The sequence below is a fragment of the Comamonas sp. JC664 genome, from assembly GCF_042647185.1.
In genome coordinates, this window is sequence record NZ_JBHRUZ010000033.1 from 1 (window position 1) to 19,488 (window position 19,488).

Consider the following 19,488-nt stretch of genomic DNA (forward strand, 5'->3'; position numbering starts at 1 on the left):
GGCGGTCAGCTCCACGCCGCGGATGCGCTCGCGCGTGCGGGTCAGGTGCAGGCCGTTGTTGAAAGATTGGACAGCGCCCAGGTCCGAGCGTGACTGGAACAGCGCCAGGGTCGCCATGGTGTTGCCGAACGTGCCGCGCCAGCCGATTTCATAGTTGTCGGTCTTGACCGGGCTCCAGATCAGGACGCATTGATGTCGACTTGGCACCGGCATTGCGCAGCTGCAGGGCCCACATCGGGCAGGTCAAAGCCCTGGCTGAACGAGGTGTAGAACTCATGGTCCTTCCATGGCTTGAAGCCAGGCCCAGGTTGTAGAGCACCGCGTCATACAGACCTTGCCACCGGCCACGGTGGCCGGTTGGGCAGGCGCGACTGCGACAGCGGCTGAAAATCTGCAAAGCTGGCCTGCGATTTCTCATAGCGCAAGCCGCCTTCGGCCCGACCACTGGTCGTTGAACCTGTGCTGCAGCTGGCCAAAGGCGCCCGCGCTTTTGACGGTGACCCAGGGCATGTAGATGCGCTGCCCGGTGGGCTGGAAAACCAGGCCGCCGCTCGCGTCGTAGGTGCGGCATCAAAGGTGTCCAGCGGCATATTGCTGCGCTCCTGGATGTAGTCTGCGCCCCAGACCAGCTTGGTGCGCTTGTCGTCGCCAATCGGCGTGGTGATGGTCAGGCGCCCGCCAAACACCTTGTTGTTCTGCATCACCTGGTCGACAAAGTTGCCCCGGTTGCTGTTGCTGCGCGCATCAAAGGGCGCAAAGCGCACGAAATTGTCACGGCCGTAGACCATCGCGCACAGCAGGCTGCCGCCCAGGTCTTTGTGTTCGTAAACTGGCGCTCAGCAGGCTGTTCTCGACCTGGTTCTGCTCGGCCAGCTTCAGGCCCGGATCGCGGGGGCCGCCAACGAACCCAGCGGCGCCTGGTTGACGCTGGGGTCGTTGGCGTAGTTCGGTTTCTGGTGCGCACGCAATTGGCTGGCCGCCAGCTGGATGCGCTGGTTGCCATCGATGCGAAAGCCGATCTTGCCGCCCAGGCTGTAGGTGTTTGAATCGAACAGATCGCCCCTGGCTGGCATCGGGCGCAATGCGGTCGCCATGTCCATCAAAAGCGCCACCCATGCGGCGGGCCGAGATATCGACCCTCATAGTCGACCACCTCACCCGCGCCCGACAGGTAGTGCTGCCACCTGGCCGCCCAGGCCGTCGCCGCTCAGCGCGAGAGCGCGCTGTCAAAACCCAGCGTCGTGCGCGCCACCGGCTGGCCGCCGACCGGGCGGGTGGTGACCGAGATCACGCCACCTGTTGCACCACTGCCGTAGATCGCATTGCTGCCGCGCAGCACCTCCACCCGCTCGATGCGGCTCATCTCCACATTGACCAGATTGCGCGCCGTGTCGCGGTTGGTATTGAGCGGAATGCCATCGACCAGCACCAACACATTTCGGCCGCGCAAGGTCATGCCGAAATCGCTCATGTTGCGGCTCGAATCGGACATGCCCGGCACGCTCTTGGCCAGCAGGCTGTTCAGATTGGCCGAGGTGGCGCGCAGGTCATCGAGCTCTCACCCTCGATCACCGTGACCTGGCGGGTGGGCTGCATCAATGAGCTGTCGGAACGCTGGTCAGTCACCACCACGGTGGGCAGCTGGTTGGCTGGCATCTGCAGGTGACGCAGGTGCCGCCGCTGCCTCGGCAGGCGTGGCAGCGGCTGCTGCGGGCGCGGCCTCTGCCACCGGTTGCTGCGGAGTTGTTGGCTTACGGATCTGCAGCGCGCCACCGTTCAAGGTCTGCACCTGCAGCGCCGATCCTCCAGCGCCTTGCGCACCGCCTGCTCTGCCGTCCAGTGGCCCTGGATCGCGGCACTGCGCTGGCCTTGCAGCACAGCGGGGTCGGCAACGATGCTGCGCCCGGTCTGCTGGCCAATGCGGGTCAGGGTATCGGCAGGCTGCCCGCAGGAATGTCGAGCTGCACGGCAGCGGCTGGGGGCGCATCGGCAGCCCGGCTGGCGGCAGGGGCCAGCGCAGAGGTCAGCAAGGCAGCCAAGGCCAGCACATGGAGGGGCGAGCGTTCAGCACAGCTGCGCACGGTCGATGGAGCACCGGCATGGCGGCGCTGGAGGCGGAAGTGGTCACGGCAGAAGTTCCTTTTCGTTGGGTACTACTTAACCAGTGCGCCGAACCCGAAAAACCCCTCATCAATTTGCATAGGGTCGCGCGCATGTGGTCGCGCAACAGAGGGGGTTTTGCCTTCAGCGCCCACCTTGCGCGCCAATCGTGATCAACGGCCCCCAACGCTGGATCTGCAGCGGCAGCATCTGGCCCAGCGTGCCCAGCAGCTCTCCACCTCCAGCCTGAAGATGCCAAACACACGCAGATCCGCCACCGAAGGGGCCACGCGGATATAGCCAGAAAAAATAGGCCTGCAGCGCCTGGGCCACATCGGCCAGCGGCCAGTCATCGACGGCGAGCATGCCTTGCTGCCATGCCGCGCGCTGCACCGCGTTGCCCGCCAGGGGCTGGAGCTGCCGGGCGCTGAAGCGCGCGCCTTGCCCTGCATGCAGCAAGGTCTGCGCCGCCTCGCGGGGCTGCAGCGTCAGGCGCTGCTCCAGCGGCCACCATGTCCGTGCGCTCCGCATGTACCCGGGCCATCATGCGGCCGGCGTCGAAGAGCGCCATCCCATCGCGGGTGTGGATCTGCAATGGAGCGGCTCCGGCATAGCGCCGTGTGGCGATCAAGGCCCCGGCGCGCAGCTGCAGCGCGGGCCTGCCCGCGGCATCGCGCACATCCACGCAGAGCGGGCATCGAGCAGCACGGTGGTGCCATCAGCCAGCGTGAACTCGCGCCGCTCGCCGGTGCCGGTGTGCCAATCGGCCATCAACTGGCCCAGCGGCGTCAGCCGGTCTGCGACCAGCGCGGTGGCCACACCGATACCGCCCAGCGCTAACGCGCCGCGCAGCACGCGGCGGCGGCGGGTCTGGAAACAGCGCCTGCATGGCGGCCTGGGCATGCAGGCCGTCGGTATGGGCCTGCAGGCTGCGCACCGCCGTCAGCGGCTCGGCCAGCGCCGAGCCCACGCGCGCCAGGCCGCCTGGTGCTGCGCATCCCTGCTGCAGCCAGTGCGCAAAAGCCTGGTGGTCGGCCGCGCTCATCGTTTCCGCCTCATGGCGCACCAGCCAATCCACGGCGGCGCGCAACGCGGCGCTGGGCAGGGCTGCACCACTCATGGCGCGCAGCTGAGGCACTGCAGCAGCGCGCGCCGCATATGGCGCTCGACGGTGGCCTGCGAGATGCCCATGTGCGCTGCAATCTGCGGGTAGCGCATGCCTTCAGCCGCGACAGCAGAAACACAGTCTTGACCGGCAGCGGCAGCGCGGCCAGCGCCCGGTCGATCTGGCAGATGGCTTCGACCAGCATGGCATGCGTCTCGGGCGACAGCGCCACCGCCTCGGGCATGTGGCGCAGCGTGTCCTGGTAGGCCGCCTCCAGATCCTGGCGCTGCCTGAGCTTGATGAGGATGCGTTTGGCCACCGTCGACAAAAAAGCGCGCGGGTGCCGGATATCCAGCAGCTCACGCTCTGTGGAGCAGCACTTTTCGGTCAACTGCAAAAAGGTCTCCGATGCCACATCTTCCGCCTCGCTGTGGCTGGATGCGCGCAGCATCAGGCGCCCACGCAGCCATGCATGGTGCTGGCGAAAAATAGTCTCCACCTCAGGGTGGAGCGGGTGCTGTGGCATGGGCGGGGCCGTTGAGGAAACACAAACAACCGCAAGATCATAATTGATAATGATTCTTTTTTCACAAAGGTCTGAGACCCTTGTGCGACGGTCTGCGGCGAGCGCCCTGCACCGACCGGCCTCCCCGCATCACCCCCTTTAGCCACCAGCTGCCTTGATGCACCTCAAGCATTGCACTGCATCAACTGCATCGCCCGCATTCGTAAAGATTGTCAAACAATCTCCAGCCTGAAGATGTTGACATTGCCGCATTTCCTGCCGCTTGTTCATCCTACTACCATGCATAACAGGATTGAATAAACTTATTTACAAAGGAATGCAATGAAAGGCTCAGAATAGCGATGGCCCATTATGTGGGCCTGGGATGTGCGGTGGCAGCACTTCTGCATCCCCTGGTGGGCCAGGCCCAAACTGCGCCTGTTATTTCATGCAGCACGGACCCGGCCATCTTCAATACCGGCATTGACGGCAGCAAATGGCTACAGCATCAACAGCCCCAAGCTGGCGCTGGCAGCCTCGATGCGCATTGGTCCATTGCCTCAGCCTTGGGCGATATCACCACGCCGGCCGCCGCTGCCGCCTTGAGCTATGCCCAAGGCCCGGTAGACCGCCCCGGCGCCGGCAATGGCGCTGGGTGCAGTCGCCGTTTGGCAATGCCCAATGATCGGTGTGCAATACGGCAGAAGCTATTACGTCTACCAATACCAATTCAGCCTGGACCCGTCCGTTGACCCCGACGTTTCAATCTGAGCCTGAGCCTGTATGTGGATAACAGGTCAAGCGCATTCTGGTCAATGATGCGGTATTTGATTACACCAACAACGGCAGCAGTTTAGGCGTTGGCGGCTTTGGTGCCGGCGGCAATGTACCGGTGGTGCTCAACCATGGTTTTAGAACCGGCGCCAAACACGATCTATGTCGTCGTCGGCAACCAGGGCGACCCCTCGGGCCTGCTGGTGCAGTCGAGTGGCACGGCCTCGTGCTCGCCGCCGCTGTCGGTGGCCAAGCATGCGGTCAACAACGATGGCAGTGCTACACCGGTCTGGCCAGCGCCAAACGCCCCCGTGTTCTACAACATCACGGTCACCAATGCCAGCACGCGCGACGCCAGCGGCACGCGCCTGCGTGATACCCTGCCCGATGGCCTGCAAACGGCCGGCAGCACCTGGAGCTGCAGCCGCCCCGCCGGCAGCGCAGCCGTCTGCCCGGTGCCCGCCACGGGCGGCTTTCCGCTCGATAACCGTCTTGCCAACCCTGCCCGCTGGCAGCGCCCTGGTGTTCCGCGTCAATACGCGCTTCAGCAACCCGCTGCCCGCAGGTGCCACGGTCATCACCAACACGGCCACCATCGAGCCGCCTGCCACCAGCACCCTCAGCTGCGCTGCCCGCGATGGCTTTCCCACGCCTTGCAGCGCATCGGCATCGGTGGCCACCAGCCCGCTGCTCAGCGTGACCAAGACCGTGGACGCGACCGGCCCGCTCTATGCCGGGCAAACCGCCACCTACACGGTGACCGTCAAGAACGAAGCGCGGCCGAGCTGACGGGCGTTGCCCTGTCTGACAGCTTGCCCGCCGGCTTTGCCTCAGCCACCTGGAGCTGCCAGTCGCCCGTCGGCAGTCTCGCAGTCTGCCCTCAAGCCAGTGGCAGCCTCGCCGCGGGCGGGGTGCTGAGCCAGACCATCGCCAGCATGCGCGCCAATGCCAGCCTGGTCTACACCGTGGTCGCCACAGTGGACAGCATCGCCACCCGCATGGACCAGGTCAGCAACACCGCCAGCGTGGCGGCCAGCAATGCCGAATGGCTGTGCTACAACCCGGCCACGGCCCGACCCAGGCCAAGCCCTGCAATGCCTCGGTGACGGTCGATCTGTGGCCCAACCCCTTGCTGCAACTGAGCAAGACGCACAGGCGACCGGCACGGTCTATGCCGGCCAGCCGATGAACTACACCATCACCGCGCACAACGCCGGCCAGGTGCCCGTCACCCAGGCCCATATCACCGACCCCTTGCCTGCCGGCCTGGAAAATGCCAACTGGACCTGTAGCAACAGCGGCGCTGCGCCCTGCGTGCCCGCCAGCGGCACCGGCGCAGTGGATGTGACTGTCGCCTCACTCGCCGCCGGTGACAGTGTGGTGATCCAGCTGAGCAACCACCGTCAGCGCGCAGCCCCCCGCCAGCCTGGTCAATACCGCCTCCTTGGCGGTGGGCGAGCCAACAGCCCAGTGCGCCCCTGCCAGCGCGCCGACCGCTGCACCCTGCCAGGCACAGAGCACCGTGGCGGCCTCCGATTGCCCATCCTGGGCCTGAGCAAGACCGTCAATGCCACCAACGCGGTGCGGCCCGGTGACTGCCTGGTCTACACCATCACCGCCAGCAATGCCGGCCCGGTAGCCATCACCCAAGCAGTGCTGGCCGACCCAGCCCCTGCCAACGTGGTGCTGGGCGCCTGGACCTGCACGGCCAGCGGCGTGGCCTGCCCAGCTGCAGCGGGCAGCGGCCCGCTCAATGAGACCATTGCCAGCCTGCCGGTAGGCGCCAGCTTGACCTATGTGCTCCAAGCCCAGGTTGCAGCCACGGGCGCCGGGCAGCAGCAGCCTGACCAACCAGGCTAGCCTGCGCAGTGCCGAGCCTGCCGCCCAATGCACCGGCGGCACCGCACAGCCCTGCACGGCCAGCGCCACCGTCACCACGACGGCCGCCGAAGTGCCTGCCGGCGTCAATCCGTCCCCAAGCCTGCAGCAATGGAGCGTCGTACTGCTGACGCTCTTGACCGCAGTCATCGGCGCCTGGCGCATGCGCTCACGCGGCCAGCGCATCGGCTAAGCGCTTGATCGCTGGAGCCAGACCCAGGAGGCGCAGGCGCAGCGCCCCTGGGTGTCCGACTTGTGCTGCGACCGGCAGTGGCCGGCGGCCTACCGGCATTGACACAAACTGCCATAGTCCGACAAACCGGCTCCATGTTTCCATGCCAGCATGCGCAGATGAATAATGACCACGCACTCCGCAAGGCAGCGCCCGCCCTGCCCGCTGCCCACTGGTTCAAGCGCAGCCGCCTTGTGCGCATACGGCCCACGCCCGCGCGGCTGCGGGTGCTGGAGGCCATCGTCCAGCTGGGCCGCTCCAAGGTCAAATGCGCAGACATCTCCTTGCACCTGGCGCAAAGTGGGGCTCCACTGCCCGCAGCGACGATCTACTGCGTTGCCAAGGAAATGGCCCAGGCTGGCCTGCTGATGCGTGACCGCGAAGACGGCGGCTTGACGGTCTACAGCCTGGCCGCTGGCGTGTAGTGGTCCGCCCCAGCAATGGGCAGTTTCAACGGATTTAAGCCACCGTGCCCAGGCGCCAGCCAGGCGCCATCTGCTGGATCGATGAGACCAGCAGCTCGATCAGCGCCAAGGTCGCTGCCGATGGCTGGCGGTTGGGTGCACGCACGATGTAGAGCGCATCGCCCACGCCTTTGACGCCAAAGCCGCCCAGCACCTGCACCAGGCTGCCTTGAGCGATGGCATCCCGCACAGCATAGTAGGGCAGCAGCACCACGCCCAGGTCTGCCATCGCGGCGTTGAACAGAACTGGTAGTCGCCCGACTGGATCGACGGGCGTGCTCTGCACCTGTTCATGCAGGCCATCGCTGTGCCGCCAAAACTCCAGCCGGTGGTGGATATTGAGGGGCGCCAGCAGCCGGGCGTGCTTGATGTCCTGCGGGGTTTGCAGCGCAGGCCCAGGGCCCGCAGATACGCCGGGGTGGCAAACAGCCCCCACTCGATGCCGCAGACGCGCGTGGCCACATGGTCTTCCAGCGGCGCCGAGGTGATGTGGATCGCCAGGTCCACCTTGGAGGCCACCAGGTCATGGATCTGGTCGTTGATAACGAGACGCAGCAGCAGATCGGGGTGCGCCTGGCAAAAGTCCAGGATCAGCGGCTTGAGGTGGAAATGTCCCAGGCCGGTGGGGATGCGCACGCGGATCTCGCCACTGATGGTCTGGTGGATCTGGTCGATCTGCAGCTGGGCGCTTTGCAGAGCATTGAGCGCCTGCAGGCACTGGCCATGCTGGATGCGGCCAGCCTGGGTCAGCTCCATATGCGCGTGGTACGGCGCAGCAGCTGCGCGCCAAACTGCCGCTCTAGCAGCGCCAGCCGGCGCGACACATTCGAGCGCGTCACGCCCGAGCGCTGGGCCGCATCGCTCAGGTTGCGCGACTCGGCAATCGCCACAAACAAACGCACCAGGTTCAGGTCCATGGCCGGCCTCCCTTTTGATTGTTGATTCTGAATCACCACTGATGGCTGTGCTTTGGCAGTTCCCAAAGCGGCTTCGCGTTTTTAACATTGGGTCTCACAACAAACGTCCGGGCTGCTGTCGCATAGCCCGGGCCATGCAAGGAGACAATACGTGACGCCAGAGTCAACACTGGGGTTTACCCCGCTCGCCGGTTTCAAGGTCCTGGATTTGAGCCAGGGCGTGGCCGGCCCTACTGCGCCCAGCTGCTGGCCCACCAGGGGGCCGAGGTTCATCAAGGTCGAGCCCGCCCAGGGCGACTGGGGCCGCCATGTGGGCGTAGCCCGCAATGGCCACAGCACCTTGTCCAGCACCTACAACGCCGGCAAGCACAGCCTGGCAGTCGATGCCAAGCACCCCGAGGCAAGGCGCTGATCCTGCAGCTGGCGCGCAGCGCCGATGTGGTGGTGCAGAACTTTCGCCCGCAGGTGGTGGAGCGCCTGGGGCTGGACTTTGCCGCGCTCCAGGCGCTGGGCCTGGAGCCGGTCTATGTGTCGATCAGCGGCTATGGCGCGGACGGCCCCTTTGCCGACAAACCGGCGACTGACTCGGTGATGCAGGCCGACACCGGGCTGATGAACAGCAACCGCGTTGCGCAGGGCGCGCCGCAGCGCATCGGCTTTTTGCTGGCCGACATTGCCACTGGCGTTTATGCCGCGCAGGCCTGCACGGCGGCGCTGCTGCAGCGCCTGAAGACCGGCAAGGGCCAGCATGTGGAGCTGAACCTGTTCAATGTCTGCTGCGCGCTGCAATCAACCGCGCTGTCGGAAGAAGTGCTGGGCGGCCAGACCGTCAAGGCCGCCCGTCAGCGCGCCCAATGGCATCTTTGATGCGGCCGATGGCCGCCTGACGATTCTGGCGCTGAACAACGAGCAGTTCCTGCGCATTGGCAAGGCGCTGGAGCTGGCCGACTGGGACAGCGACCCGCGCTTTGCCAGCAATGCGCTGCGCCTGCAGCACAAGGCGGTGCTGCATGCCGACCTGGCCTGCGCTGTCGCCAGCCGCCCGCTGGCCGAGCTGCGCGCGCTGTTCAACCAGCACAGCGTGCTGCATGCGGTGGTGCATAGCGCGGCCGATGTGGTGCAGCACCCGCAGGCCCGGCACCTGGCCACGTTCAAGACCGTGCAGCAGCCCGATTTTGGCGAGGTGTTGATGGCAGCCACCCCCTGGCCGGCCAGGCCCGATGCACCGCTGCCCGCGCCGCGCATTGGTTGCCGACAGCCAGCAGATTCTGCGCAGCCTGGGGACTGGCGCAAGATGAGATCGACGCGCTGGCGGCCCGCCAGGTCGTGGGCCTGTGAAAGGAGCTGCAGCCATGAAAGCCATTGTCTGCCGCAGCTTCGGCTGCCCCGCGATGTGACCGCCGTCCAGACCACCGCGCCCCCCACCGCCTTGGCTCCTGACGAAGTGCTGATCGACGTGCACCATGCCACCTCAGCCACGCCACCGGCCTCTTGATCGAGGGCAAGTACCAAAAGACCCCGCCGCTGCCCTTTGTGCCGGGCACCGAGGGCGTGGGCCAGGTGCTGCAATGCGGCAGCGCCGTGGCCCATGTAAGGGTGGGCGACCAGGTCGTGTTTATCTGCGACTGGGCGCCTATGCGCAGCAGGCCAAGGTGCAGGCCAGCACCGTGTATGCGGTGCCGGCGGCGCTCGATCCACTGCGCGCGCTGGCGCTGCCGATCTCCTACGGCACGGCGTACACGCCTTGCACTGGCGCGCGGCGCTGCGGGCGGCGACAGCCTGCTGGTGCTGGGCGCGGGCTCGGGCGTGGGCGCGGCCGCCGTGGAGCTGGCCGCCCAGGTACCCGGTGTGCAGGTGATTGCCTGCGCCAGCAGCGAAGACAAACGCCAGGCCGCCTTGCGCCATGGCGCGCAGCATGCGGTCGATCCGCAGCACCTGATCGAGCAGGTCAAGGCGGTGACGGGCGGCAAAGGCGCAACCCTGGTGTTTGACCCGGTAGGCGGTGACCTGCTGCTGCAGGCGCTGCGCTGCACGGCCCAGAACGGGCGCATCGTCATCATCGGCTTTGCCAGCGGCACGATCCCCAAGGTGCCGATGAATATCGCACTGGTCAAGAACCTGACGATCCACGGCTTCTTCTATGGCCAGTACATCGGCTGGACGCCCGCCAACGAGCGCCAGCGCCATGCCGCAGCCATGCAGGCCATGATGGCCGCGCTGTTGGAGATGGCCCAGCGCGACGCCATCCATCCCGACATCTCGCGGGTCTATGCCATGGACGAGCTGTGCGAGGCGCTGGACGCGCTGCACAGCCGCGAGGTGCTGGGCAAGGTCGCCCTACAAATACAAGGAGACAAGACATGACACAACGCCACTCCGCGCAGCGCCGCCAGGCCCTGCAATCGCTGCTGCATACCGGCTTAGGGCTGGCCCTGCTGGGCAGCGGCTTGCCCGCCGCCCACACGGCATCGGCGGCCGATTACCCGGCCTCAAACCATCAAGCTGGTGATCCCCTACCCGCCCGGCGGCCCCACCGACCTGGTCGGGCGCCTCGTCGCCATCTCGATGGGCGAGAGCCTCAAGCAGACCATCTTTGTCGACAACAAGCCCGCGCCAGCGGCATGGTGGGCGCAGCCCAGGTCGCCAAGGCCCAGCCCGATGGCTACACCTTGCTGGCGAACGCCTCGCTGCAGGTGATCAACCCCTCGGTCTACGACAAGGTGCCGTATGACTCGTTCAACGACTTCGCACCGATCACGCAGATCGTCGATGTGCCGCTGGTGCTGGTGGTCAACAGCGAGCTGCCGGTGTCGAACGTGCAGGAGCTGGTGGCCTACCTGAAAAAGAGCAAGGGCAGCATCAATTTTGGCTCGGCCGGCAATGCCTCGTCACAGCACCTGTCGGGCGAGCTGTTCAAGCTCAAGACAGGCATTGCGATGCAGCATGTGCCCTACAAGGGCAGCTCGCCGGCGCTCACCGATCTGATGGGCGGCAGATCCAGCTGATGTTTGACTCCATGCCCTCGGCCATGCCCTTTATCACCTCGGGCAAGCTCAAGGCGCTGGCGGTCACCACCGCCAAGCGCTCGAGCTCGCTGCCGCAGATCCCGACCATGCAGAATCGGGCATTGCCGACTAACGCCACCAGCACCTGGTATGGCCTCTGGGCCCCGAAGAACACGCCGCCCGAGATCGTGGGCAAACTGGCCCAGGCCGCGCAGCAGGCCTTGCGCAAGCCCGAAGTGGCCGCGCAGTACCAGCGCATGGGCGCCGAGCCGGTGGGCTCGAGCCCGCAAGAGTTTCTGGCCTATATGCGCAGCGAAGAAAAGAAATGGGCCGAGATTGTGAAACGCTCGGGCGCAAGGGCCGATTGAGCCAGGGCGCCCGGCGCTGGACCGGTCAGCCCACGGCGCGCATGGCCACCACCGGCTTGCGCACCCACAACACCGCCGCTGCCGCCACCAGGCAAGCGGCGCCTGCGACAAACAACGCGGGCGAGTACGACGACAGCACCGAGCGTGCCAGGCCCGCGCCATAGGCAGCAACGGCCCGCGCCCAGCTGGTGGGCGGCAAACACCCAGCCAAACACCAGGGCTGCGCGCTCGGGGCCAAACTCGCTGGCCACCAGCTTGACGGTGGGCGGTACCGTCGCAATCCAGTCCAGGCCATAGAACACCGCAAACAGCGACAGGCCGGCGATCGTGAACTCGGAGTACGGCAGCCAGAACAGCGACAGCCCGCGCAGCCCGTAGTACCAGAACAGCAGCTTGCGGCTGTCATAGCGTCCGACAGATAGCCCGACAAGGTGTGCCCACCAGGTCAAAAATGCCCATCATCGCCAGCACCGAGGCGGCTGGCACCGGACCCAGGCCATAGTCACCGCAGAGCGAGACAAAGTGGGTCTGGATCAGCCCATTGGTGCTGAGCCCGCAGATGAAGAAAGTGCCCGCCAGTATCCAGAACGCCGGCACTTTGGAAGCTGCAACCAAGGTGCTGAACGGCAGGCTCCAGCTGGCGCGGGGCGCGGGGGCCACGGGCGCGGCAGCGGGGTCTGCGCCATAGGCGCTCAGCGCATTTGCGCCGGGCTGTCGCGCATGAACAGCAGCACCAGCACCAGCACCACGGCCGATGCCGCGACGACTGGCAGCAGCGCCCAGCGCCAGCCGTACTGCGCAATCAGCCAGGCGGCGGCGGGCAAGAACAGCAGCTGGCCGGTGGCACTGCTGCCCGCCAGCAAACCCATGACCAGGCCCTTGCGCTGCACAAACCAGCGGTTGGCCACCGTCGCGCCCAGCACCATGGCCGTCAGGCCCGTGCCCATGCCCAGCACAATGCCCCACAGCACAAAGGCCTGGCCCAGGTTGCGCATGATGAGGCCCAGCAGCAAGGCGCCGGCAATCACCGCTGCGGCCAGCGCCACCACGCGCGATACGCCATAGCGCAGCAAAATGACCGCGGCAAAGGGCCCGAGCAGGCCATACAGTGCAAAGCGGGTCGCAAACACCGAGGACAGGTCACGCACGCTCCAGCCAAACTCGACGGCCAGCGGCTGCATCAGCACCCCCGGTAGGCCCAACGCCGCCGAGGTGACCAGCATGGCCAAAAAGGTGATGGCGGCAATCACCCAGGCGTAATGGACGCCATGGCGCTGGAGCAGCACGGCGAGTCGGGAAGCGAGCATGTTATTTGGAGGTTATCGACGGAGGAGTTACAATGATAGCGATCACAATCAAAAACTGTCAAGCACAGCTTCAAGCAGGGTATTTGCGATGAAAGTCACCAAGGAACAAGCGCAACAGAACCGCCAGGCACTGCTCGATGCCGCCGCTGCCCTGTTCAAGGAACGCGGCATCGACGGCACCGGCGTGGCCGATATATGCCAACAGGCGGGCCTGACGCAGGGCGCCCTGTACAAGCATTTCAGCGACAAGCAGGACCTGGCAGCCCAAGCGCTGGCGCATGGTTTTGGGCAAGGCTTTGGCCGGGTCAAGCAGGCCAGCGAGCGGAGCGACCACGCGATGGCCACCTACCTGGACAGCTACCTGAACCCCAAAGTGCGCGATGACATGACCCGGGGCTGCCCGCTGGTCTCCACCGCCTGCGATGCCGGGCGCCAGAGCGAGGCGGTGAGCCGCAGCTTTCGCGATGGCTTTACCGAGCTGCGCGCCGGCATCGAGGCCGCCTGCCGGCCAGCAGTGACCCGCAGCAACGCCAGGCGCTGGCCAGCACGCTGGTCGCCGCACTGGTGGGCGCGATGGCCATCTCGCGCGGCGTTGTCAAGGCCGATCAAGCGCTGGCCGATGAGGTACTGCAGCAGGTGCGCGCGGTGGTCGAAGGGCTGAGCGCCAAGCGCTGATCGATCGCCGCAACGCCAACAACAAAAGGCCGCCAACCCGGGTCACCTGGGTTGGCGGCCTTCTTTTAAGGCGGATCGCGGAGGCTGCATCACCTCAGCGGCAGAGCCCCATCAGGACTGCAGGTACACCACATGGCTATGGGTGTACTCGTAGAGGCCATGCTTGCCAACGGCGCCGCCCACGCCCGACTTGCGCACGCCGGCATGGAAGCCTTGCATCGCCTCAAAGTTCTCGCGGTTGATGTAGGTCTCGCCAAAGTCGATCTCGCGCATCGCCTGCATGGCTTTGGACAGGTCGCGGGTGTAGAGCGAGGACGTGAGGCCATATTCGCAGTCGTTGGCCAGCGCAATCGCCTCGTCCAGGTCCTCAACCACTTGGATCGGCAGCACCGGGCCAAAGATTTCCTTGCGCATGATCTCCATGTCGGCGCGGCAGCCCGCCAGCACCGTGGCTGGTAGTGAAAGCCGGCACCCAGATCGGCGACCTGCCCGCCAGTGACCAGCTGCGCACCATCGGCCAGCGCACGGCGCACCTTCGCATCAACGCTGTCCAGGCCCTTCTGGTTGATCAGCGGTCCCATCTCCACATCGGTCTGCGCAATCGGGTCGCCATAGCGGGTCGCGGCCATCGCCTGGGCAATGCGTGCGGTAAATTCATCGGCCACCTGGCGCTTGCACATAGACGCGCTCGGCACAGTTGCAGACCTGGCCAGTGTTGATGATGCGCGAATCGCGGATGGCCTTGACGGCCAGGTCCAGGTCGGCATCGGCCAGCACAATGGCAGGGGCTTGCCACCCAGCTCCAGGTTGAGCTTGGTGATATGGGGCGCAGCGGCGGCAGCAATGCGCTCGCCGGTGCCCACGCTGCCGGTAAAGCTGATCATGTCCACGCCCGCATGGGCCGACAGCGCACCACCGTGCCGCCCTGGCCATAGACCACGTTGAAACACGCCAGCGGGCAGCTCGCACTGGGCCAGCAGCTCGGTAAAGGCATGGCAGTTGATGGGGGTCTCTTCACTGGGCTTGATGACGATGGTGTTGCCGGTGAGCAGCGCCGGCGCCATCTTGCGCGCGATCAGGAAGAAGGGGAGTTCCAGGGCAGGATGCCCGCCACCACGCCCATCGGCTTGCGCAGCAGAAAGATCTGCTCGTTGACCCGGTCGCTGCTGATGACTTCGCCCTCAATGCGGCGCGCCCATTCGGCCATGTAGTCCAGGTAGTCGGCGGTGAAGTTCACCTCCACCTCGGCCAGGCCCAGCACCTTGCCCTGCTCCTCGGTGATGGTGCGCGCAATGCGCGCCACGTTCTCGCGCAGGCGAGCGGCAATGCGGCGCAGGAACTGCGCGCGCTCGATCGCCGGGCGGCGCGCCCAGGCTTTTTGCGCGCCGCGTGCCGCTGCAATGGCGCGGTCCACATCGGCAGGGCTGACAGCGGCGACTGCGCCAGCAGCGCGCCCGTGGCGGGGTTGCGCACCTCGTGCAGCTCGGCGCTGTCGCTGAACGCACCGGCAATGTAATTGCGCAAAACAGGGGTGGTTGCATGGGGTCGTCCTCAGTAGGTGGTAGAGACAATGGCGGGCTGGGTGGGCGCGCGGTAGCGTGCCAGGTTGGCCACGGCGGCCTGGCGCATCAGGCTGATATCGATGGCGACGGCCACAAAGCGGCAGCCCCAGTCGGTGTAGCGGCGCGCATCTTCTTCGCGCGGCGCCAGAATGCCGCAGGCCTTGCCATGGGCCAGGGTGGTCTCGATGGTGCGGGCGTATGCAGTCCTGCACTCGGGCTGGCTGGCATCGCCCGCATGGCCCATGCCGGTGGACAGGTCTGCCGGCCGATGAAGACGGCATCGACGCCATCGACGGCCGCAATCTCCGCCGCATTCTCCACGCCCAGGCGCGACTCGATCTGCACGATGAGGCAGAGCTGCTCATGCGCAGTGCGGATGTAGTCGGGCACCGCATCCCAGCGCGTGGCGCGGGTCAGGCCCCCACCCACACCCCGGATACCATGCGGCGGTAGCGCATCGCCTGCACCAGCGCGCGGGCCTGCTCAGCCGTCTCGACCATCGGCACCATCAGGGTCTGCACGCCAGCGTCCAGCAGCTGCTTGATCAGCACCGCATCGCCATGCACCGCCCGCACCACCGGGTGCGTGGCATAGGGTGCCACCGCCTGCAGCTGCGCCAGCAGCGTCGGCACGGTGTTGGGCGCATGCTCGCCATCCACCAGCATCCAATCGTAGCCGGTGGTGGCGATGATCTCGGCCGCATAGGGCGTGGCAAAACCGGCCCAGATACCGTAGAGCGGCTCGCTGCGGCGCAGCGCGGCCTTGAAAGGGTTCAATGGCAAATCCATGGATAGGTCTCCTGGGTGGGCAATCAGCGTTGGCCCACCGGTGTGTGATCAATGGGTAATCAATGCGTGTAGGGACGGTGCAGTTCGCAAGCCGGGTTCAGCTCCACACCAAAGCCGGGCTTGTCCAGTGCCGACAGGCGCATGCGGCCTTGCACAGGCACCGGCTCGCCCAGCAGCTGCGGGTGGAACATCGGCACAACCTCGTCGGCCTTGGCGCCATCATCAAAAACTCGGCAAAGGGGCTGTTGTGGCGCGTGGCCACAAAGTGGTAGCTGTAGACGCTGGAGCCATGCGGAATCACCAGCGCCTGGTGGGCATCGGCCAGTGCCGAGATCTTCAAGAGCTCGGTGATTCCGCCGCACCAGCCGACATCGGGCTGGATGATGTCGCAGCAACCCATCTCCAGCAGCTGGCGAAAGCCCCAGCGTGTGGCCTCATGCTCGCGGTGGTCACCAGCATGCGGTGGGCACGTTCTTCTTGAGGGCCGCATAGCCCCAGTAGTCATCGGGCGGCAGTGCCTCTTCAATCCATTCAGGCCGTGGGCCTGGGCACCCTGGGCCAGGCGGGTGGCGTAGTTCAGGTCCAGGCTCATCCAGCAGTCCAGCATCAGCCAGAAATCGGGGCCCACGCGCTCGCGCATCGTGGCCAGCTCCTCCAGGTTGCGGCGCAGGCCTTCCTCGCCTTCGGCCGGGCCATAGTGCAGGGGCATCTTGCCGCCGATAAAGCCCATCTTCTGCGCCAGATCGGGGCGCGCGCCGGTGGCGTAGAACTGCAGCTCATCGCGCACCGCGCCGCCCAGCAGCTGGTGCACCGGCTCGCCGCGCACCTTGCCCAGCAAATCCCACAGCGCCAGGTCCACGCCGGAGATGGTGTTGATGACAATGCCCTTGCGGCCGTAGTACAAGGTGGACCAGTACATCTGGTCCAGATGCGCTCGATGTCGGTGACCTTGCGCCTTCCAGAAAGCGTGCCAGGTGCTTCTCGACGATATAGGCTGCGGGCTCGCCGCCCGGTGGTGACGGCAAAGCCGACATTGCCTGCGCTGTCCTCGATCTCGACCACCAGGGTGCCCAGCACATTGATGCCAAAGCTGCGGCGGCTCTGGCGGTACTCGGGGTACTTGGCCATTGGCGGTGGCGATGTGGTCGTCGATCCAGTGGCCATCGGCCTGGTCGTGGTAGTCGGCACCGCCCCCTTTGAGGGTATAGGCGCGCACTTGCTTGATGGTGGGGATCTGGCTCATGGTGGTGTTTGCTCCTTATGCAATTTAGGCAGCGGCCCGGGGCTGCAGCGCAGCGGGCGCCATGCGGGCCCGGATGCCCAGCACCAGCAACGCTGCCAGTACCGTTGTGCCTGCCAGCAGGTACAGGCCTGCGGCGGGTGAGTGGAAATGGCCTTCGGCCCAGTTCTTGACGATGGGGGCGACAAAGCCGCCAACCGCACCCAGCGAATTGATCAGCGCAATGCCGCCCGCTGCGGCAGCACCTGCCAGCGTGTTGGCTGGAAAGGTCCAGAACACCGCTGCACCGCGATAAAGCCGGCCGCCGCAAAGCACAGCGCGGCAACACCCAGCAGCGGGCTGGAAAAACTCACCGATGCGGCCATGCCGATGGCGGCGACGAGCAAGGTCATTGCTGGCCACACTGCGGGGTTTTTGGCTGCGCTGGGCAAAGCCGGGCACCCACCAGGCGGCCAACAGTGCGCAGAGCCAGGGGATGGCCGAGACCAGGCCGACTTGCAGACCCACCTTGGTGCCAAGAGGCCTGCCACCTGGCTGGGCAGGTAGAACACCACGCCGTAGACGCTGGCCTGGATCAGCAGATACACGAGGGCCAGGTACAGCACGCGCGGCTGGCACATGGCAGCGAGCAGGCTGTGCTGGTGACCGCCCTTGGCGCGCTCTTCGCTGTCGATGATGTCCTGCACCTGGCGGCGCTCGTCGGCCGTCAGCCACTGGGCATCGGCCGGGCGGTTGGTGAGGTAGAAATACGACCAGATACCGACGGCCACGGCCATCAGGCCTTCGACCGCAAACAGCCATTGCCAGCCATGCCAGCCACCCATGCCATCGAGCTCCAGCAGCAGGCCCGACAAGGGGCTGCCAAAGATAAAGGCCAGCGGCGCGCCGAAGTAGAAAAAGCCCATGGCCTGCGCCCGGTGCGCGGCCGGGAACCAGTAGGTGAGGTACAGGATGACGCCGGGGAAGAAGCCCGCCTCGGCCACGCCCAGCAGGAAGCGCAGCACATAGAAGGTGGTCTCGTTATGGGCAAACATCATCGCGGGCCGACACCAGGCCCCAGGTGACCATGATGCGGCACATCCAGATGCGCGCGCCGATGCGGTGCATGATCAGATTGCTGGGCACTTCGAAGAGGGCATAACCGACAAAGAACACGCCAGCGCCAAACGCGAAGGCGGCGTCGCTGATGCCGGTATCGGCCTGGAAGGCCACCTTGGCAAAGCCCACATTGGCCCGGTCCAGAAAGGCATGATGTACATCAGCAGCAAGAAGGGCAGCAGGCGCCAGGAAATCTTGGCGAGCAGGGAGCGGGGAGTTTTTTCACGACAAATCCTTAAAGACAATGCGCGGCTGAACGCCGGCCAAATGGCGGGCGCTGCGGGAGCGAGAAAGGAGAAGGCGGCGCTGGCAAGCCAGCGCCGATGGGGCGCGGCTTGCGCTAGCGCCGTCGTGAGGCGGGGGTCTGAAAAAAGTGTGCGCGAAGGCGTTCATGTTTGTCTCCTGAAAGGTCATTCGTTCTTGTGTGGAGCTGAATGTACGCGCATGATTGATGCCTAACAAATCAAATTTCAGTCATATCCGATACTTTTTATTTATGTCTGTAAAACCTGCTTTAACGGCCGCGCCACCGCTGCAGCGCAGCCTGCTCAACCGCCTGCGCTACAAGCACCTGCACATGCTGGTGGCGCTGGGATCGAGCCTCAATCTGCACCGCGCATCGATCAGCTGGCGATGTCGCAGCCCGCTGCCACGCGCATGCTGCGCGAGATCGAAGACATGTTTGGCTGCCAGCTATTTGAGCGCCTGCCGCGCGGCATGCGCCCTACCGCGCTGGGCCTGCAGCTGGTGCGCTTTGCCGAGGCCTCGCTCAACAGCCTGGACCGCTGCGCCGAAGACCTGGCGGTGCGCCGCCAAGGCGGCTATGGCTACCTGGCGATCGCACCATCATGGGGGCAGCGCCCGACCTGGTGATGACGGCCGTGGCCCAAATGAAAGCGCAGAGCCCGCAGCTACGCCTGCGCATCATGGGCGATACCAGCGACCAGGTGCTGCGCCTGCTGGACCAGCGCCGCATTGACCTGGCCATTGCCCGCCGCCGCATTGCCGGCGACAGCGAGGCCTATGACTTTGAGGCGCTGGGCAACGAGCGCTTGCTGGTGGTGGTGCGCAGCGGCCATGTGCTGGCGCGGCGCCGCAAGCTGAGCTGGGAGGAGCTGGTGCGCGACTGGCCTGGATCTTGCAGCCGGCCAGCACTCCGCACGCATCGCGCTGGACCAGCTGCTGCACAGCCTGGAGCTGCCGGTGCCGGCCGATGTCACCGAGTGCAGCTCCGTCTACTCGATGCAGCAGTTGGTGCAGCTGACGGACGCGGTGATGCTGCTGTCGGACTCGGGCCTTGAAGGACTATCTTGCGCATGGCCTGGTCAAGACCTTGCCAGTGCAGATCGATATACCGATGGCCCCGTTTGGCATGCTGACGCGCAAGGACCAGGAGGCCTCGCAGGAGCAGCAGAACTTTATGGATCTGCTGCGCGCGCAGGCCAGGCGCCTGGCGGCTTGAACGCTGCT

Annotated in this window: 28 protein-coding genes and 7 pseudogenes; 14 read left to right on the plus strand and 21 right to left on the minus strand. The window is 65.7% G+C overall.

Annotation, left to right across the window (positions count from 1 at the left end; genetic code table 11):
* Positions 1–148: 148 nt before the first annotated feature.
* The 10 genes and pseudogenes from ACFODQ_RS04820 to ACFODQ_RS04865 form a co-directional block, all read right to left on the minus strand.
* Positions 149–319, minus strand: coding sequence for a hypothetical protein (locus ACFODQ_RS04820; protein WP_377015420.1), 171 nt, complete (start codon positions 317–319; stop codon positions 149–151).
* Positions 320–323: 4 nt separating this feature from the next.
* Positions 324–788 (minus strand): hypothetical protein, encoded by a 465-nt coding sequence (locus tag ACFODQ_RS04825; protein ID WP_377015422.1) that lies wholly within the window; start codon positions 786–788, stop codon positions 324–326.
* Positions 789–875: 87 nt separating this feature from the next.
* The gene (locus ACFODQ_RS04830) at positions 876–1,094 is read right to left on the minus strand and encodes a hypothetical protein (protein ID WP_377015424.1); all 219 of its coding nucleotides are present in this window, start codon (positions 1,092–1,094) and stop codon (positions 876–878) included.
* A 113-nt stretch (positions 1,095–1,207) separates the two neighbouring features.
* Complete coding sequence (locus tag ACFODQ_RS04835; RefSeq protein ID WP_377015466.1) at positions 1,208–1,492, minus strand: TonB-dependent receptor plug domain-containing protein; 285 nt, start codon at positions 1,490–1,492, stop codon at positions 1,208–1,210.
* Positions 1,493–1,618: 126 nt separating this feature from the next.
* Positions 1,619–1,789 (minus strand): hypothetical protein, encoded by a 171-nt coding sequence (locus ACFODQ_RS04840; RefSeq protein ID WP_377015426.1) that lies wholly within the window; start codon positions 1,787–1,789, stop codon positions 1,619–1,621.
* Between the two features lie 136 nt (positions 1,790–1,925).
* Positions 1,926–2,081 (minus strand): hypothetical protein, encoded by a 156-nt coding sequence (locus ACFODQ_RS04845; protein WP_377015428.1) that lies wholly within the window; start codon positions 2,079–2,081, stop codon positions 1,926–1,928.
* A gap of 163 nt (positions 2,082–2,244) precedes the next feature.
* The gene (locus tag ACFODQ_RS04850) at positions 2,245–2,631 is read right to left on the minus strand and encodes a hypothetical protein (RefSeq protein WP_377015430.1); all 387 of its coding nucleotides are present in this window, start codon (positions 2,629–2,631) and stop codon (positions 2,245–2,247) included.
* 96 nt (positions 2,632–2,727) lie between these two features.
* The gene (locus tag ACFODQ_RS04855; protein WP_377015470.1) at positions 2,728–2,955 is read right to left on the minus strand and encodes a hypothetical protein; all 228 of its coding nucleotides are present in this window, start codon (positions 2,953–2,955) and stop codon (positions 2,728–2,730) included.
* A gap of 184 nt (positions 2,956–3,139) precedes the next feature.
* Positions 3,140–3,220 (minus strand): annotated as a pseudogene (locus tag ACFODQ_RS04860) (hypothetical protein); the annotation flags it as partial.
* Positions 3,217–3,318 (minus strand): sigma factor-like helix-turn-helix DNA-binding protein, encoded by a 102-nt coding sequence (locus ACFODQ_RS04865; RefSeq protein ID WP_377015432.1) that lies wholly within the window; start codon positions 3,316–3,318, stop codon positions 3,217–3,219. The gene ACFODQ_RS04865 and the pseudogene ACFODQ_RS04860, both read right to left, overlap by 4 nt.
* 30 nt (positions 3,319–3,348) lie before the next feature.
* Between ACFODQ_RS04865 and ACFODQ_RS04870 the strand changes: the two genes are divergently transcribed.
* The 6 genes from ACFODQ_RS04870 (at position 3,349) to ACFODQ_RS04895 (ending at position 7,019) form a co-directional block, all read left to right on the plus strand.
* Positions 3,349–3,471: a hypothetical protein gene (locus tag ACFODQ_RS04870; protein ID WP_377015434.1), complete on the plus strand. Its 123-nt coding sequence runs from the start codon at positions 3,349–3,351 to the stop codon at positions 3,469–3,471.
* A 601-nt stretch (positions 3,472–4,072) separates the two neighbouring features.
* Complete coding sequence (locus ACFODQ_RS04875; RefSeq protein WP_377015436.1) at positions 4,073–4,462, plus strand: hypothetical protein; 390 nt, start codon at positions 4,073–4,075, stop codon at positions 4,460–4,462.
* 153 nt (positions 4,463–4,615) lie between these two features.
* Complete coding sequence (locus ACFODQ_RS04880; RefSeq protein WP_377015438.1) at positions 4,616–5,590, plus strand: hypothetical protein; 975 nt, start codon at positions 4,616–4,618, stop codon at positions 5,588–5,590.
* A gap of 10 nt (positions 5,591–5,600) precedes the next feature.
* A complete protein-coding gene (locus ACFODQ_RS04885; protein WP_377015440.1) occupies positions 5,601–6,344 on the plus strand; it encodes a hypothetical protein in 744 nt (247 codons plus the stop codon).
* On the plus strand, positions 6,298–6,555 hold the full coding sequence (locus ACFODQ_RS04890; protein WP_377015442.1) for an IPTL-CTERM sorting domain-containing protein: 258 nt from the start codon (positions 6,298–6,300) through the stop codon (positions 6,553–6,555). The genes ACFODQ_RS04885 and ACFODQ_RS04890 overlap by 47 nt, the downstream gene beginning before the upstream one ends.
* A 134-nt stretch (positions 6,556–6,689) precedes the next feature.
* On the plus strand, positions 6,690–7,019 hold the full coding sequence (locus ACFODQ_RS04895) for a hypothetical protein (protein ID WP_116927013.1): 330 nt from the start codon (positions 6,690–6,692) through the stop codon (positions 7,017–7,019).
* A gap of 34 nt (positions 7,020–7,053) precedes the next feature.
* Here the strand turns inward: ACFODQ_RS04895 and ACFODQ_RS04900 are convergent.
* A pseudogene (locus tag ACFODQ_RS04900) lies at positions 7,054–7,814 on the minus strand (substrate binding domain-containing protein).
* A complete protein-coding gene (locus tag ACFODQ_RS04905; protein ID WP_377015445.1) occupies positions 7,805–7,975 on the minus strand; it encodes a LysR family transcriptional regulator in 171 nt (56 codons plus the stop codon). Before ACFODQ_RS04905 ends, ACFODQ_RS04900 begins: the two are co-directional and overlap by 10 nt.
* 220 nt (positions 7,976–8,195) lie before the next feature.
* On the opposite strand from ACFODQ_RS04905, the pseudogene ACFODQ_RS04910 reads away from it, so the two are divergent.
* From ACFODQ_RS04910 to ACFODQ_RS04925, 4 genes and pseudogenes are all read left to right on the plus strand, one after another.
* Positions 8,196–8,321 (plus strand): annotated as a pseudogene (locus tag ACFODQ_RS04910) (CoA transferase); the annotation flags it as partial.
* A pseudogene (locus ACFODQ_RS04915) lies at positions 8,264–9,470 on the plus strand (CaiB/BaiF CoA transferase family protein); the annotation flags it as partial. The pseudogenes ACFODQ_RS04910 and ACFODQ_RS04915, both read left to right, overlap by 58 nt.
* Complete coding sequence (locus tag ACFODQ_RS04920; RefSeq protein ID WP_377015447.1) at positions 9,467–10,339, plus strand: zinc-binding dehydrogenase; 873 nt, start codon at positions 9,467–9,469, stop codon at positions 10,337–10,339. The pseudogene ACFODQ_RS04915 and the gene ACFODQ_RS04920, both read left to right, overlap by 4 nt.
* Positions 10,336–11,348, plus strand: a pseudogene (locus ACFODQ_RS04925) (Bug family tripartite tricarboxylate transporter substrate binding protein). Before ACFODQ_RS04920 ends, ACFODQ_RS04925 begins: the two are co-directional and overlap by 4 nt.
* A gap of 25 nt (positions 11,349–11,373) precedes the next feature.
* Here ACFODQ_RS04925 and ACFODQ_RS04930 read toward each other — a convergent pair.
* Positions 11,374–12,655 (minus strand): annotated as a pseudogene (locus ACFODQ_RS04930) (MFS transporter).
* Between the two features lie 88 nt (positions 12,656–12,743).
* On the opposite strand from ACFODQ_RS04930, the gene ACFODQ_RS04935 reads away from it, so the two are divergent.
* Positions 12,744–13,316 carry a TetR/AcrR family transcriptional regulator gene (locus tag ACFODQ_RS04935; protein WP_377015449.1) on the plus strand — a complete coding sequence of 191 codons (573 nt, stop codon included), beginning with the start codon at positions 12,744–12,746 and terminating at the stop codon, positions 13,314–13,316.
* 125 nt (positions 13,317–13,441) lie between these two features.
* Here the strand turns inward: ACFODQ_RS04935 and ACFODQ_RS04940 are convergent, their stop codons facing one another.
* From ACFODQ_RS04940 to ACFODQ_RS04975, 8 genes and pseudogenes are all read right to left on the minus strand, one after another.
* Positions 13,442–13,777, minus strand: coding sequence for an aldehyde dehydrogenase family protein (locus ACFODQ_RS04940; protein WP_377015451.1), 336 nt, complete (start codon positions 13,775–13,777; stop codon positions 13,442–13,444).
* Between the two features lie 207 nt (positions 13,778–13,984).
* Positions 13,985–14,263: an aldehyde dehydrogenase family protein gene (locus ACFODQ_RS04945; RefSeq protein WP_377015468.1), complete on the minus strand. Its 279-nt coding sequence runs from the start codon at positions 14,261–14,263 to the stop codon at positions 13,985–13,987.
* Between the two features lie 142 nt (positions 14,264–14,405).
* Positions 14,406–14,744, minus strand: coding sequence for an aldehyde dehydrogenase family protein (locus ACFODQ_RS04950; RefSeq protein WP_377015453.1), 339 nt, complete (start codon positions 14,742–14,744; stop codon positions 14,406–14,408).
* Between the two features lie 137 nt (positions 14,745–14,881).
* Positions 14,882–15,680, minus strand: a pseudogene (locus ACFODQ_RS04955) (HpcH/HpaI aldolase/citrate lyase family protein).
* Positions 15,681–15,777: 97 nt separating this feature from the next.
* Positions 15,778–16,923 carry an L-rhamnonate dehydratase gene (gene rhmD, locus ACFODQ_RS04960; protein WP_377015454.1) on the minus strand — a complete coding sequence of 382 codons (1,146 nt, stop codon included), beginning with the start codon at positions 16,921–16,923 and terminating at the stop codon, positions 15,778–15,780.
* 24 nt (positions 16,924–16,947) lie between these two features.
* The gene (locus tag ACFODQ_RS04965) at positions 16,948–17,199 is read right to left on the minus strand and encodes a hypothetical protein (protein WP_377015455.1); all 252 of its coding nucleotides are present in this window, start codon (positions 17,197–17,199) and stop codon (positions 16,948–16,950) included.
* Complete coding sequence (locus ACFODQ_RS04970) at positions 17,136–17,957, minus strand: MFS transporter (protein ID WP_377015456.1); 822 nt, start codon at positions 17,955–17,957, stop codon at positions 17,136–17,138. Before ACFODQ_RS04970 ends, ACFODQ_RS04965 begins: the two co-directional genes overlap by 64 nt.
* Positions 17,941–18,147 carry a hypothetical protein gene (locus tag ACFODQ_RS04975; RefSeq protein ID WP_377015458.1) on the minus strand — a complete coding sequence of 69 codons (207 nt, stop codon included), beginning with the start codon at positions 18,145–18,147 and terminating at the stop codon, positions 17,941–17,943. The genes ACFODQ_RS04970 and ACFODQ_RS04975 overlap by 17 nt, the downstream gene beginning before the upstream one ends.
* Before the next feature lie 504 nt (positions 18,148–18,651).
* Between ACFODQ_RS04975 and ACFODQ_RS04980 the strand changes: the two genes are divergently transcribed.
* The 3 genes from ACFODQ_RS04980 to ACFODQ_RS04990 are packed head-to-tail and all read left to right on the plus strand — an operon-like array spanning position 18,652 to position 19,480.
* Positions 18,652–18,891, plus strand: a complete 240-nt coding sequence (locus ACFODQ_RS04980; RefSeq protein ID WP_377015460.1) for a LysR family transcriptional regulator — start codon at positions 18,652–18,654, stop codon at positions 18,889–18,891.
* Positions 18,867–19,319, plus strand: coding sequence for a LysR substrate-binding domain-containing protein (locus tag ACFODQ_RS04985; protein ID WP_377015462.1), 453 nt, complete (start codon positions 18,867–18,869; stop codon positions 19,317–19,319). Before ACFODQ_RS04980 ends, ACFODQ_RS04985 begins: the two co-directional genes overlap by 25 nt.
* Entirely contained in the window at positions 19,316–19,480 is a 165-nt protein-coding gene (locus tag ACFODQ_RS04990; RefSeq protein ID WP_377015464.1) for a hypothetical protein, read from the plus strand. The genes ACFODQ_RS04985 and ACFODQ_RS04990 overlap by 4 nt, the downstream gene beginning before the upstream one ends.
* The last annotated feature ends 8 nt before the right edge of the window (positions 19,481–19,488 follow it).

Excerpts from the sequence above, each read along its gene's own strand:
- ACFODQ_RS04935 (WP_377015449.1), top strand. The coding sequence starts at position 12,744 with ATGAAAGTCACCAAGGAACAAGCGCAACAGAACCGCCAGGCACTGCTC.
- ACFODQ_RS04850 (WP_377015430.1), bottom strand. The coding sequence starts at position 2,631 with ATGCGGAGCGCACGGACATGGTGGCCGCTGGAGCAGCGCCTGACGCTG.
- ACFODQ_RS04875 (WP_377015436.1), top strand. The coding sequence starts at position 4,073 with ATGGCCCATTATGTGGGCCTGGGATGTGCGGTGGCAGCACTTCTGCAT.
- rhmD (WP_377015454.1), bottom strand. The coding sequence starts at position 16,923 with ATGAGCCAGATCCCCACCATCAAGCAAGTGCGCGCCTATACCCTCAAA.
- ACFODQ_RS04830 (WP_377015424.1), bottom strand. The coding sequence starts at position 1,094 with ATGGCGACCGCATTGCGCCCGATGCCAGCCAGGGGCGATCTGTTCGAT.
- ACFODQ_RS04980 (WP_377015460.1), top strand. The coding sequence starts at position 18,652 with ATGTCGCAGCCCGCTGCCACGCGCATGCTGCGCGAGATCGAAGACATG.
- ACFODQ_RS04880 (WP_377015438.1), top strand. The coding sequence starts at position 4,616 with ATGGTTTTAGAACCGGCGCCAAACACGATCTATGTCGTCGTCGGCAAC.
- ACFODQ_RS04865 (WP_377015432.1), bottom strand. The coding sequence starts at position 3,318 with ATGCGCTACCCGCAGATTGCAGCGCACATGGGCATCTCGCAGGCCACC.
- ACFODQ_RS04945 (WP_377015468.1), bottom strand. The coding sequence starts at position 14,263 with ATGGCCAGGGCGGCACGGTGGTGCGCTGTCGGCCCATGCGGGCGTGGA.
- ACFODQ_RS04825 (WP_377015422.1), bottom strand. The coding sequence starts at position 788 with ATGGTCTACGGCCGTGACAATTTCGTGCGCTTTGCGCCCTTTGATGCG.
- ACFODQ_RS04970 (WP_377015456.1), bottom strand. The coding sequence starts at position 17,957 with ATGATGTTTGCCCATAACGAGACCACCTTCTATGTGCTGCGCTTCCTG.
- ACFODQ_RS04905 (WP_377015445.1), bottom strand. The coding sequence starts at position 7,975 with ATGGACCTGAACCTGGTGCGTTTGTTTGTGGCGATTGCCGAGTCGCGC.
- ACFODQ_RS04835 (WP_377015466.1), bottom strand. The coding sequence starts at position 1,492 with ATGTCCGATTCGAGCCGCAACATGAGCGATTTCGGCATGACCTTGCGC.
- ACFODQ_RS04985 (WP_377015462.1), top strand. The coding sequence starts at position 18,867 with ATGGGGGCAGCGCCCGACCTGGTGATGACGGCCGTGGCCCAAATGAAA.
- ACFODQ_RS04895 (WP_116927013.1), top strand. The coding sequence starts at position 6,690 with ATGTTTCCATGCCAGCATGCGCAGATGAATAATGACCACGCACTCCGC.